Below are 13019 nucleotides of genomic sequence, written 5' to 3'. Positions count from 1 at the left end.
TTTTCTTTATTTGTCATTTAAGAATTCTTGCAGCGCTTCTTTATTTTTATCTAAATCAATATCAAGCACCATACCAACGCCGCTATACGTTTTGTTTTCAAATGATCCGTCTAAAGGCAGTCGCAGGCTTTGAACGTCTTTCATGTTTCCTGTTACCACATCTTTAGCTAGAAGCATCATGCTTTTTGTATCTAAATTTGTATCGATGTAAGGATCCATTACGCCGAGAAGCTTCGGTATTTTAAACACGCTGTTTAGGCTTGCTACTTCATCTTTGAGCTTTAAAACGACTTCTTGCTGACGCTGAACGCGTCCAAAATCACTCATGTTATCATGGCGAAAACGTACGTAGCCAAGCAGCTGTTCACCGTGTAAAACTTGGGTACCTTTGTGAAGCGTCATACCAATTCCCGAAGACATATCGTGAGGCACGGTTACTTCAATGCCATCAGGCGCAATCGTATCTACAATTTTTGAAAATCCTTCGAAGTCCACAACTGCATAATAGTTAATATCAATATCAAAATTTTGTTTGATCGTTTGACGCAGCAGCTCAGGACCTCCGAACGCGTAAGCAGCATTCAGCTTTTGCTTGCCGTGTCCTGGAATATCCACGTACATATCCCTCATAAGAGAAACAATTTTCGGGTGTTTGCTTTTAGAATCGTAGTGAGCAATTAAAATAGAGTCTGTACGAGAATGCTTTTCACCGCGCGAGTCACTTCCTAACAGCAGCATATTTACTTCTCCGTTATTCGGGAGACTGCCTTGAAACTGTTCAAATGTCGTGCCGTCATCCGCAAATTTACCATCGCTTGCTATCGATAGCCCTTGCTTATATTGGAAATAGCTGTATATGCCCCCAACGATAATAAAAAGGAACAACAAAGCAAAGAACACTCTGCCCCATCGAACTCTTCTTCTTCTTTTGCGTCTTGTTCGCTCCACGTTTCTGTCACCAGCTTTCTTTTTCAATGAAGTTCTCATAAAACAAGCAAGTAGCTAAGCTTTTAAAAAGCTCCTCTACTTGCTTGTTTGGATTGTATGGTGTGAAAGCTTACATTATTTTTCTGTTTCTTGGTCTTTTCCATACATGTATTTTGATGGATCGACCGGTTTAAAGTCATCTAATTTATTAAATCGTAATAAATCACCGTATAACACTTTATCAGAAAGTTCTAGCTCTCTTCCAACTTTCTTTTTATAAGCTTTCGCTTCATCTGTTGCTGTGATTCTTTCTCCTGTGTTTGTATCGTAATACTTGCCGTCAATTGACGTGTATTTCGGAGAAACATAATCACCGTTTCTAAATGCTACTACCTGATCATGGTCTTTTGATAATAAATCTGTACCGAATTGAACATACTCTTTACTATCAATTCCCACTAGGTGAAGAAGCGTAGGCACTACGTCAATTTCACCGCCGTACGTATGGTTCACTCCACCTTTTACACCTGGTATGTGAAGGAAGAACGGTACGCGTTGAAGCTGAGCGTTTTTATATGGCGTGATTTTCTCGCCAAGAACTTTTTCCATTGCTTTGTTATGATTTTCAGAAATACCGTAGTGGTCACCGTAAATCATAATAACTGAGTTGTCATATAAACCTGAAGCTTTTAGCTCTGTAAAGAATTCTTGTAGTGATTCATCCAAATAACGAGCCGTTTGGAAATAACGGTCTACCGTTCCATCTCCTGTGTTCGCCGGTTCAATACTAGCATCACCTTTATCAAGAACGAATGGGAAATGGTTTGTTAATGTAATCATATGCGCATAGAACGGCTGCTTCAATGACTGCAGCATTGGCATAGATTCTTTGAAGAATGGCTTATCTTTTAATCCATAGTTTACTTTGTTATCACCAGTCATATTGTAATAACTTGCATCAAAGAATTTATCCACACCGAACTGTTTGTAAATTTCATTACGGTTCCAGAATGTTTTATAATCTCCGTGTAACACAGCACTTGTATAGCCGCCCTCTTGATCTAAGATCGCTGGTGCTGCTTGGTACGTGTTGCGGCCTTTTAAGCTAAATGCTGATCCTTGAGGCAAGCCATATAATGACGTATCCATCATAAGCTCTGCATCAGCTGTTTTACCTTGTCCTGTTTGATGGAAGAAGTTATCAAAATACATAAATTCATTTCCATTTGCTAATGAATTTAAAAACGGCGTTACTTCTTGTCCGTTTAACTTGTAATTAATTAGGAATGACTGAAATGATTCTAGATGAATTTTAATAATATTTTTTCCTTTTGCTTTACCCGCATACTCAATATTCGGAGCTGCATAGTGACTTGTACTGAAGTTTTTCACTGTTGTTAAGTCATCACTGCTTGCGAATGCTCGTTGCTTTGAGTTTTGAAACGTTTGAACTGCATCATACACCGTGTAGTTGTATGCTCCTAAATATTTCACTAGGTAGTTGCGATCAAATGTTCTTGTTAATAATTCAGGGCGATCTTTTTCAGCATAGTGCAAGTTAATTGCAAATGCGACAGCTCCTGCCGCTAACACCATGAACGTATAGCGGAATTTAAGACGTGCTTTTGGCCATTCGATTTTTCTAACAAACAATAGCGCAATCAGTAAAATGATATCTACAAAGTAAAAAATATCGTGAGCTTTTACTAAATCAGCGATACTGCCTCCCAAATGACCCACATTGCTTGTTTGCGTTAAAGTAGGCAATGTCACAAAGTCATTGAAGAATCGATAATATAAAATATTGCTGTACAAAATGACCGTCATGATTGTACTAAGGATAAGCGTCCAAACGATGGCTCTTTTTCCTTTTGCAAACAATGCTAACCCTAAAAAGATCAAAGTTGAACTAATTGGATTAATAAACAATAACGTTTTTTGCATTGAGTCACTTATATCTAAGTTGAACTCCACTTTGTAAGACATGTAAGACTTGATCCACATGAATAAAACCGCTATAAAAAAGTAAAACAACGGCTTTGAAAATAGTTTTTTCATTTTCAAATTCCTTTCACTAAAAAGTAGAGATTTCATGTTCAGCTAACCTCAGGAAAGTCCCCTACATTAAATCGTAACGGTTACGTCCTGCAAAAGATTACCTGAAAATGATTCAATTTGTCAAACAATATCATCTTCATCTCTTTTTTTAGTCATCTACAAAATTTACATTTTAACTTGCAATCTCTTATTTTTTATCGTGATGTTAATATTACACAATTGTTAATTTGTAAATTTTGTTCTCCCTATATTGCATACATATTAATTTACCACATTTCTGCTCTGCAATAAAAGTATTTTTATTTTATTAGGCATAATATTTCACTTGCTGAATGAAAAGGTACTATTGTACTGGATGGCATTCTTCGCTTACTGTTAGGACTAGTAAAAATAGACCTATCTATGCTTAGTCTTTATCTTCATCAACAGCTATGCGGTCTCCTTGTGCAAAAGGCTGTGAAATCACAAGAAACTCGATCTCCTCACTCGAACGATTCATCATTTGATGAAGAATCGAAGGAAATACTTCTACTCCTTCGTGTGCTTTTACATCGTAAATAACTCCGTCTATTTCTAGAGCAGCTGTTCCTTTTAGTACAAAGAAAAATTGATGTGCTTTCAAGTGATAATGCCTTACCTCTTCCGTATAAGGGGGCATGCGCTCATGAATAATACTTACGTCTTTATTTTTCACTAGGTGCCACCCATCGCATTTTCCTCCCCACACGTAGTGTTCTGCGTTTTGCTTACTAACTTTCATGACTAGCTCCCCTTTTTCTAATAAATGAACACCTGCAGATGAAATAGAAATTCTATGTGATCTTTTTAATCTTGCTATTGGAAATATTTTTTTCAGATGAAGGCTTTGGCTTCAAAGTAAAAAGCATTCCTAAAAAGATCAAAACAATGCCTGCAAGCTGCAAAAGCGTAGGACGAAATCCCGTGAATGCTGTATCTAATAAAATGGCAACGGCTGGATCTAAAAACACCAGAACCGAAATCACCTGAGTTTTTAAATAGCGCAGGCTGTCGAAAAACAAATAATACACTAAACCAGTATGTACAAAGCCTGTTACTAAAATAGATGTCCAGTTGGTCGTTGTTAGGAAATGAAAATCAGTAAAATGAACAAACGGCAATAATAGAAAAATTCCTAAAAAAGTCTGAAGAAATGTAACAGCATAAGCACTCGTATGAATAATGCCTTTACCAAGCAGCGTCGTGCATGCATAAAACAAAGCGGCTAAAAGCGCCCAGAGTATTCCTGAAGACATGAAGCCGTCAATCGTAAGTTGCTCCACTCCAATAATTAGAAGTGTTCCTCCAAAACAAATGAAGATAGACATCACGCCAAGAACCGTTAATTTCTCCTTAAACATAAAGCTCCCCAGAAGCAATACTAAAACGGGTGCAAGATGATAAATAGAAATAGCAACCGTAACGGACATCATTTCAAATGCTTTAAATAGAAACACCCAGTTAAACACAAGAAATATCCCACACAGTAAAATCTGCTTTATTTCTTTGGCATTCCATTTTTCTCTTTTATATTCACCTGTTACAAACCAGCATATTCCGAGAAAAAGCGTTGCACAAATACAGCGAACAAATACTAAATCAAAAGAAGGCAGTCCAGTTTGTGTGGAGAAAAAGCCAATTGAACCAAAAATACTCATTGAAATCATCATTTTCACCATTGGCCCTGCTTTCATTCTCTCACCTCACTTTCAGAAAACTATTACTATTCAAACATAAAGAAGCCCATTTGTAAATTAATGGTTCAAAAGCGCTATTCCATGAAAAAGCAAAAAGCGCAAAGACATGGGATCAGTCCCATCGTCTTTGCGCTTTTCTGCCTTTCTTTTAATCTTCAACCGGGAACCAGCCTGGTGTGTTAATAACGGCTTGCCACAGCGGGTCAGGAATCACAAGCTTTTCCTGATCTTTTTTGCTTAATGTTGTCACAATTTCATTTTCACGGCCTTCTTTTACTTTTTGAACCCAGTCTGGATCCATAATTAATTCGCGGCCAATCGCAAGCAGTGGAATGCCCGTTTCAAGAGCGGCTGCTGCTTCGTCTGCTGTATGAATAGAACCTACGCCCATCACAGGTACGCGGCTTCCTACTCGCTCTTGAATAATTTCAATACGTGAACGAGTATCTTCCACGCCTCGGCGCGGTTTTGACCAGAATTCCATTAGCGATACGTGAAGGTAATCAAGGTCTTTTTCTGCTAGTGCATCGACTAACTTCAACGTATCAGCCATTGTAATTCCTGGCGTTTCAGGCTCTTCTGGCGAGAAGCGATAGCCTACTAAAAATGATTCTTTTGCATGCTTAGAAACGGCTTGCTTTACTTCGTCTACGATTGCAAGCGGGAATGTTAAGCGTTTTTCTACGCTGCCGCCCCATTTATCTTCGCGGCGATTAGAATGCGGAGAAAAGAACTGCTGAATTAAATAGTTATTTGCTCCGTGAATTTCAACTCCGTCAAATCCTGCTTCAATGGCACGGCGCGTCATTTCACCAAAATCGTGAATAATGCCTTCAATTTCTTCATTTGTTAACTCTCGAGGTACCGGAGCTCCTTCTTGTTCTGCAGCAACAGCACTTGCGCTAACAACCTCTCCATTCGGAACAAGCTCAGGCGGACACATGCGGCCTCCGTGAAAAATTTGAAGAACTGCTTTTGCTCCTTGATCTTTAATGGCTGTTGCTAATCGACGCAGGCTAGGAATCATTTCATCGCTGTCTGCAGCAAACTCTCCGTGAAATCCTTTTCCGTTCGCCGTTCCGTATGTACATGCTGTAATGACCATGCTAACACCTTTTGAACGTCGTACGTAGTAGTCTACTTCTGCATTTGATACTGTCCCATCTTCATTTGATGAAAAATTTGTCATAGGAGCAAGAATAACGCGGTTATCTAATTTGATGCCATTTGAAAAAGTAAATGGCTGTAAAAGCGGCTCATACTTTTTATTTGTCATTTTATTTCCCTCCAAAAATGATACGGTCAAAAATAGTGGCATATTATAGGTAGAGACTGTTTTCCTTCCTAATAATATGTGTCATTTAAAACTGTAACTTTAAAATATACTGTGATTTTAATCTGTACAGTTTTACCTGTCAAAGAATAAGACTTTCTAACACAAAAAAGCACTCATATACTGAGTGCCTTTTTATCATTGCGAAAGAGGTTCCTGATTATACATGAATGATTTTACTTTTACGTATTGAGCTTCTAACTCTTGAAGTGTCAGTTCGTATAGATGCCGATTTCCTTTTTTATAAATACCAAAATTCAATAGCGCATTAATAAACCAATTTTTCTTATGTTCCGTTTCAGGCTGTGTATGTTGTTTCACGATCTCCACCACCTAAGGTTCTCTCATTTTAATTTTGCAAAGCATTCGCTTTTACATAAATGATTTTACTTCTATACGATGAAAAAACGGTGAAATAGAAAGCTTTTTCATTTTAAATTTCCGCAGCAGGACCCGTTATTTTTTTACGTCTCTTCACACCTGCTAATATTTTTTCAATATAATAAATAACAATAATAAAAACTGACATAATAGCAAAATAAGTACCGATTACAACAAAAGGATTTGGACTTTCAAAACCGCTTTCTTTTCCTTTCATTCCTCTTTCCGGATCTCCGCCATCGTGATCAAAGTTTGGAAGTTCGTGACCAGCAGATGCCGTCGCAGAAGATTTGTTCTCGCTAAATGAATGGCGATCAAAATCCGGCTTCCCACCGCCTTTTTGCGGCATATCTGAGGAACTTACATTCAGTACTCTCGCTACTCCTCCAAGTTTTCCAAGAAAACCCGTTTCATTTATTTCGTATATGCCAATGACTAACAGCGCAGCGGTTGTGAGCTTAGCTGCTATGCTCAAGCTTTTCTTTGACTTTTTGAATTTCGTCATATTTTTACATACGTTTATAACCCATTGCCAATGAAGACCTATGTGAGCGGCTACTAAAATTAACACTAAAAATGATACGGAAATATGCGAAACCTTAAACCACTGTTCGTTCCCAACATTAATATTTGGAAATACTACTCTTGAAATAAAAATACCGCTAATCATAATAAATGACATCGTAATCAACAGCATGATATTTAAAAAGTAACCGAACTTTGTTCTGCGCGGAAGCCTGCGGTCAAATAATTTAACCGTAACTTTCTTTACCCACTGCCAGTTTAGCAGCACGTGGGTAAAAAAGGCGACGGCAATCGCCAACCCCGCAATTTCATGAAATGTTAACCCTCCCAATACTTGCTTGTTAAAAAACAAAACAAACGTAACGGCCATTAAAAGATCCAGTCCAAACCGGACGTACATCATCTTTTTCACTCTATTCATTCTCCTCACCTATGTATTTGTCAAAACAACTCCTTTTTTATATTTCTTAATGTAAGCAGAGTTGGTGAAAATTAGGTGAAACGACTGATTTTTTTACCAAAATAACCAGTCCTGAGTTCTATAAAAGTAGAATGGAATCATTTTTACTTTTTCGAAAATAGCTGTTGACAAAGAAAAAAGAAGCACGTATAGTAATGGTTATTCATCAAGAACTTTCAGATTTTAATCAAAAACACAGCGATTGGGAGTAGTAAAAGCTTATTATTCGGTCAAGAGAGCTACGGGTTGGTGTGACGTAGTCCAATAATACTTTGAACTCGCCCAGGAGTGGTAATTCAGAAAGAATGCAGAAGTGTTCTCTAAGTTTTAACGTCTAACCTTCGTTATCAGGTTTTAAGCAGGGTTCTTTAAGAGCCAACAAGAGTGGTACCGCGGTTAGCTAAAGCTTATCGTCTCTTCTCTCATTTGATAATGAGGTAGGAGACGATAAGCTTTTTTTATTTTATAAAAAAGTGGAGGGAAAAGTCATGAAGAAGGACAACCAAGGTTTGCAGCGAACAATGACTTCACGTCACATTATGATGATGGCGCTAGGTGGAGCAATTGGCGCTGGTTTATTTAAAGGAAGCAGCTCGGCTATTGATATGGCAGGACCATCAGTTATTATTGCCTATTTAATTGGCGGAATTATTTTACTATTCATCATGCAAGGTCTTGCTGAAATGGCGGTTCGAAATAGTGAAGCACGAACGTTTCGTGATTTAGTTCAGTCGATTTTAGGAAGCTATCCCGCTTACTTTTTGGACTGGATTTACTGGAAAATGTGGGTGTTAAACATTGCAGCTGAAGCCGTTGTAGCCGCTATTTTTATTCAGTACTGGCTTCCTGATTACCCAATTTGGATGCTTGCTTTAGGCGTATCCGTTATTGTTACAGCCATTAACTTGCTTTCAGTTAAAACATTTGCTGAAACGGAATACTGGTTAGCTTTAATTAAAATCACGGTCATTGTGATCTTTATTATCGCTGGACTTTTATTATTGTTTGTATCATTCGGTCATCATACCGCAGCGGGTTTTTCAAATTTAAGCGATCACGGCGGTTTTTTCCCAAAGGGACCAACCGGGCTAATTACGGCGATGTTAGTTGTCATCTACTCATACGGTGGAACTGAAATCATCGGAGTAACGCTAGCTGAAACAAAAAACCCTGAAAAAGTAGTACCTAAGGCTGTGCGCAGTACATTAACGCGTATCATTGCTTTTTATCTGTTCCCGTTTTTTATCATCGTGAGCTTGATTCCTTGGAATGAAGTGAACGGCGTTTCTCAAAGTCCTTTTGTAATGGTATTTAAAATGATTGGCATTCCCGGAGCAGATCATATTATGAATGCCGTGATCTTGTTAGCCGTTATTTCTTCTATGAACTCAGGACTTTACGGTTCATCACGTATTTTGTATACGCAAGCAGTAGACGGTCGAGTGCCGAAGATATTTTCGAAACTTTCTGTTAACAAAGTTCCTGTCTATGCAATTTTAATGTGTACATCATCCCTTTATGTCGGCGTATTGATTTCCTTATTTGCAGGAAGTAAGACATTTGATTATTTGATGGGATCTTTAGGGTATACGGTATTGTTTATTTGGTTGATTATTGCGATTGCACACTTAAAGTCCCGCAAAGTTCAGCCAGAAGCATCGAGCAGCTACTCTGTTAAATGGTTTCCTTATACAACGTGGGCTGCCCTTATTGCACTAAGCGCTATTTTAATTGGTGTTATCTGCACAACATCCGTTGTTATTACGACTATTACATTAGCTATCTATTTATTTATTACAGCTACGTATATCTTTAAAGGTCGCTTTTATCAATCTTCAGCAGTCAAGCACGCTAAATAAAAAAACGCCTCCTTTGAGTCATCAGAGGAGGCGTTTTTTTATTTAAAATGTTAAGTACCAATAGCCAAGTGCAAAGCCGATATAGTTACCAATAATATAGCCAAGCGTTCCTACTACCAAGATAGGACCAACCAAACTTCCCCATCCTTTAGCAATCGCCATCGCGCTTGCTGTCGTAGGTCCCCCTACCGTTGCATTGCTCGCCAGTAAAATATGTTCTAAATCAATTTTAAATACTTTTCCTAAAAGCAGTCCCACTATCAAATTACTCATCCCCACAATGAGCACAAATAGAATCAAAAGAGGTGCTTTTTCAACAATTAATGGAATGGACGCCGGCACTCCAATGACAACAAAGAAAATATAAATGAAGTATGTGCCGATTTCTTGGCTTCCGCTAATGTTTTTAAAATAAGAAGGAAACAGATAAATGACAAGAAACGTAAGTGTGGAAAGCAATAAGTATTTTTCGCTCAAAATAGTATGTAATAACGTTTGAACTACGGAAGCATTTGGACCGGCTGGAACGATTGTTCCAAACCATTCGGCTAATTTAAAAGATGCAACCACTAGAAAAAATGATGTACCAATGGAAGCCGCCACGTCTTTTAACGAAATTTCTTTTTTTGCCCAATATTTTTCTGCAAGCGTATGACGATCATTTTCTCCATATTGCCCCGCCTCTACTTCTTGAATATGAGGTGTCTTAAAATGTTTCCTAAAAAACTTCATAGAAGGAACAAACATATACACGGCAAACAGTAAAGCCATGACCATATTATCAGCAACCACCGTCGCGGAAACCATTTGACTTGATGGTTCAAATTTGGCCGTAACGGTAGCAAAGTTAACCCCTCCGCCTACATAAGAAGCGCCAATAGCAGCTGCAATTTTTGCTAGTTCAGGAATATAATCTTTTAACAACAAGAAGCCTGCTGTGCTCCCTATGACCGTTCCTACCGCACAGATTAAGAAAATAAAAAGCAGTTTCCGGCTTTCTTGAAATAATTCTTTCATATTGACTTGAAATAACAATAATGGAATGGCAAGCGGTACTAGATACGCCCAAACCGCATCATAGACCGGAGACTCTGTTGGAATAATTTTTAAATTTGATAGGATAAGCGCTCCTGCTAGCGCAATAATAGCTCCTGACAGAAAAGAAGCCCACTTATACTTTTGTTCGAGAAAAATACTAACAGAAGCCCAAATCGCTAGAATTCCCCATAGTGCCCACGTATCATCAGCTTGAATAATAGTAAAAATCACGAGCTACTCCTTTCTTTCTTTTTAAAGAAATATAATTTTCAGAAAATATACCTTTAAATTTTATCAATATATGCCAAATTCCGTCAATCCATAAAAAAAGCTTTCCACTCTAAAAGTGAAAAGCTTTTTTTTATTTGCGAATCAAAACCGGAATTTGCTGCTGAATCTGCTGCAAAGGAGCACCTGTTTTCTCTGTTAACGAACGCAAGATTCCTCCTTCGATCATACAGTTAATCACAACTGCAAGCTCTCCTGCCTGCTTATCTTGAAATCCGCTCTCTATCATTTTTTCTCTAAAAAGTTTTTCCCAATCTTGAAACGCTGCATAGCAGACTTCGCGAAGCGGTTCATTAATAAGCGCCGTTTCTCCAGCCATCAGCCCAACAGGCATACCAGCAATACTTTCTTCGTGTTCAAACTGCTTGGACAATTCTTCAATAAAATACTGAATAGCCTGTGCCGCGTCAGAAGATTTATTTAAACTTTCTTTAATTTGAACTTGGACGTATTTATTCGTATATTGAACAGCGTGAATCGCCAGTTCTTCTTTCCCTTTTGGAAAATAATAATAAAGAGACCCTTTTGGTGATCCGCTCTCTTTAATAATTTGATTTAATCCCGTTGCATGATAGCCTTGCAGCTGAAAAAGCCGCGATGCTGTTTCTAAAATCTTATCGCGTGCATTTGCTTTCTTCACAAAACGATGCCTCCCCTATATAATAAGTGGTTTCTATAACACTACTTATCATATAAGGAAATGAAATTTTTGTCAAAATAAAGTGAATATTTTACCATTTATTTTTCCTTATTTTCATTTCTTATGACCTAATAATTGTTTTTCTTACTTCTTCCGCTAACGGTTGAAGAGGCGTAATAATACGGTCGCTTACCTCCTCAGCCGCTTCTACCATCGAGAGCTGCGCCACTGAAACAACAGTGTTGTGGTCTTTTACTAGCTCATCTAAGACATGTTTCACCTTCTGTTTATACTTCTCTAGGTTTCCAGTCATTACTAGTTCAAAAGCACCTTCTATCACAACAGGGTGAACTTTTATCTTTACATTTTGATAAAATGCAAATTCGTCTAGACGCTTCATCGTTCCTTCTACGGTCTCCGGATTTGTAAACACGATAAGCTGCGGTTCTTCTATTTCACATATTCGGCGAAAATAAGGCTCATCGATTTTAATAATTGGAACATCACTTGTAAATGCTTCTGGTAAAAGAGCAATGTAATTCGTACACGTAAGTAAAATGGCATCCGCTGAACATTCTTCCATCCACTTTAACTGCTTCTCTACTTTTGCACCTGCTGACTCCGCTGCAAATTTAGGATCGGTTTTTACCCGATGTACAAGTCCAGGGTCTACGAAATGCATACAGCTCGCAAACGGCAGCGCTTTTTCTATATAAGAGATGTTCGAATGATGAGCGTGCAGGCAAGCAATTTTCTTCATCGTTTTCCTCCTGTATGATGGTCTTTGAAATACTGAATTAAAAATTCCTGGAACTTTTTCGCAACAGGAGTTAAGTATTTATCCTTGTTCCACGCAATCCCAATTATCCTTGAAGCTGTGTCTTCTTTGAGCTTTATTTTTTTAATGCCTCGCAAGTCCACTCCCTTTATTTCAGGAAGCAAGGCAACCCCTAAATGAGCCGCTACAAAACCAATCACCGTCAAAAATTCTTCTCCTTCAAACGTAATATTTGGGACAATTTCAGCTTCTTCGAACAGCTGATCAAAAATTGTTCGGCTTCCGTATCCTTTTTTTAACGCGATAAACGATTCATGAGCCAACTCTGAAATCGAAAGCACTTGTCTTGAGGCAAAAGAATGCGTATCAGGGACATACGCGTACAGCTCGTCTTTCCATAAATATTCCCACTGAATTCCTGCCCTAGATTCCGTTACGGAAGACATACAAAAATCAATTTCTCCCGTTTGAAGCTGATCGAGCATGATGTTCGTAGCGTTCTCAAAAATTTGAAATTGAACGTTCGGATACTCTTGTAAAAAAGCATGAACTAGTTTCGGGACGGACGAAGCGCCTAATGATTTTAAAAAAGCAAACGAAATGCTGCCGCGATGAGGATGAATCAAATCTGAAAGCTCACGTTTCGCTTCTTCCATTTCTTTTAATACTTTAGCCGTTCGTTCATAAAAAAGCCTTCCGTATCGATTTAAAATAACTTGCCTTCCTTTTCGTTCAAATAGCGGTACGCCAAGCTCTGATTCTAATTTAGAAATTGAGCGGCTGAGCGTAGGCTGCGCGATTGATAATTTTTCTGCGGCCTTTGTGAAATGTTCCGTTTGAGCTACAACATTAAAATATTCGAGCTGCTGCCATTCCATTTTTTTCACATCCTTTACTTATTACATAATACTATCGATTTCATATAAATTATACATTGGACGTCATAAAAAATTCATGTTTAAATGAAGAACGTAGCACTTGCCGAAAATGTTATGTGTCTGCATAGAATAAGTGTTG

At 38.1% G+C, this 13019-nt stretch carries 12 protein-coding genes and 1 other annotated feature; of the genes, 1 reads left to right on the top strand and 11 read right to left on the bottom strand.

Annotation, left to right across the window (positions count from 1 at the left end):
• Positions 1–6: 6 nt before the first annotated feature.
• The 7 genes from SCI76_RS20845 to SCI76_RS20815 all read right to left on the bottom strand — a co-directional run bounded on the left by SCI76_RS20845 (position 7) and on the right by SCI76_RS20815 (position 7342).
• Complete coding sequence (locus SCI76_RS20845; RefSeq protein WP_028415047.1) at positions 7–975, bottom strand: LCP family protein; 969 nt, start codon at positions 973–975, stop codon at positions 7–9.
• Positions 976–1062: 87 nt separating this feature from the next.
• Positions 1063–2985: an LTA synthase family protein gene (locus SCI76_RS20840; protein WP_407544241.1), complete on the bottom strand. Its 1923-nt coding sequence runs from the start codon at positions 2983–2985 to the stop codon at positions 1063–1065.
• Between the two features lie 406 nt (positions 2986–3391).
• A complete protein-coding gene (locus SCI76_RS20835; RefSeq protein ID WP_028415049.1) occupies positions 3392–3745 on the bottom strand; it encodes a cupin domain-containing protein in 354 nt (117 codons plus the stop codon).
• Between the two features lie 52 nt (positions 3746–3797).
• Entirely contained in the window at positions 3798–4697 is a 900-nt protein-coding gene (locus SCI76_RS20830; protein WP_063248328.1) for a DMT family transporter, read from the bottom strand.
• Positions 4698–4848: 151 nt separating this feature from the next.
• The gene (locus SCI76_RS20825; protein ID WP_033579898.1) at positions 4849–5976 is read right to left on the bottom strand and encodes an NADH-dependent flavin oxidoreductase; all 1128 of its coding nucleotides are present in this window, start codon (positions 5974–5976) and stop codon (positions 4849–4851) included.
• A gap of 195 nt (positions 5977–6171) precedes the next feature.
• Entirely contained in the window at positions 6172–6357 is a 186-nt protein-coding gene (locus tag SCI76_RS20820; RefSeq protein ID WP_033580328.1) for a Fur-regulated basic protein FbpA, read from the bottom strand.
• Between the two features lie 109 nt (positions 6358–6466).
• Complete coding sequence (locus tag SCI76_RS20815; RefSeq protein ID WP_328179779.1) at positions 6467–7342, bottom strand: DUF4405 domain-containing protein; 876 nt, start codon at positions 7340–7342, stop codon at positions 6467–6469.
• Positions 7343–7588: 246 nt separating this feature from the next.
• Positions 7589–7820, top strand: a binding site (T-box leader).
• A gap of 67 nt (positions 7821–7887) precedes the next feature.
• On the opposite strand from SCI76_RS20815, the gene SCI76_RS20810 reads away from it, so the two are divergent.
• A complete protein-coding gene (locus tag SCI76_RS20810; protein ID WP_063248330.1) occupies positions 7888–9258 on the top strand; it encodes an amino acid permease in 1371 nt (456 codons plus the stop codon).
• Between the two features lie 42 nt (positions 9259–9300).
• Here the strand turns inward: SCI76_RS20810 and SCI76_RS20805 are convergent, their stop codons facing one another.
• From SCI76_RS20805 to SCI76_RS20790, 4 genes are all read right to left on the bottom strand, one after another.
• A complete protein-coding gene (locus SCI76_RS20805) occupies positions 9301–10527 on the bottom strand; it encodes a DUF819 domain-containing protein (protein ID WP_063248331.1) in 1227 nt (408 codons plus the stop codon).
• Between the two features lie 130 nt (positions 10528–10657).
• Complete coding sequence (locus SCI76_RS20800; protein ID WP_033579894.1) at positions 10658–11224, bottom strand: TetR/AcrR family transcriptional regulator; 567 nt, start codon at positions 11222–11224, stop codon at positions 10658–10660.
• A gap of 121 nt (positions 11225–11345) precedes the next feature.
• On the bottom strand, positions 11346–11984 hold the full coding sequence (locus tag SCI76_RS20795) for a hypothetical protein (protein WP_063248332.1): 639 nt from the start codon (positions 11982–11984) through the stop codon (positions 11346–11348).
• Positions 11981–12880, bottom strand: a complete 900-nt coding sequence (locus SCI76_RS20790) for a LysR family transcriptional regulator (protein ID WP_328175182.1) — start codon at positions 12878–12880, stop codon at positions 11981–11983. The genes SCI76_RS20795 and SCI76_RS20790 overlap by 4 nt, the downstream gene beginning before the upstream one ends.
• Positions 12881–13019: the final 139 nt, after the last annotated feature.

Origin of the sequence: Priestia sp. HNGD-A6, assembly GCF_045784335.1 — a bacterium.
GTDB lineage: Bacteria > Bacillota > Bacilli > Bacillales > Bacillaceae_H > Priestia > Priestia zanthoxyli.
This window is presented reverse-complemented; position numbering and strand designations above follow the sequence as displayed.

Coding starts and splice junctions, on each gene's coding strand:
- SCI76_RS20840 (WP_407544241.1), bottom strand. CDS start 2,985: ATGAAAAAACTATTTTCAAAGCCGTTGTTTTACTTTTTTATAGCGGTT.
- SCI76_RS20835 (WP_028415049.1), bottom strand. CDS start 3,745: ATGAAAGTTAGTAAGCAAAACGCAGAACACTACGTGTGGGGAGGAAAA.
- SCI76_RS20830 (WP_063248328.1), bottom strand. CDS start 4,697: ATGAAAGCAGGGCCAATGGTGAAAATGATGATTTCAATGAGTATTTTT.
- SCI76_RS20825 (WP_033579898.1), bottom strand. CDS start 5,976: ATGACAAATAAAAAGTATGAGCCGCTTTTACAGCCATTTACTTTTTCA.
- SCI76_RS20815 (WP_328179779.1), bottom strand. CDS start 7,342: ATGATGTACGTCCGGTTTGGACTGGATCTTTTAATGGCCGTTACGTTT.
- SCI76_RS20810 (WP_063248330.1), top strand. CDS start 7,888: ATGAAGAAGGACAACCAAGGTTTGCAGCGAACAATGACTTCACGTCAC.
- SCI76_RS20795 (WP_063248332.1), bottom strand. CDS start 11,984: ATGAAGAAAATTGCTTGCCTGCACGCTCATCATTCGAACATCTCTTAT.
- SCI76_RS20790 (WP_328175182.1), bottom strand. CDS start 12,880: ATGGAATGGCAGCAGCTCGAATATTTTAATGTTGTAGCTCAAACGGAA.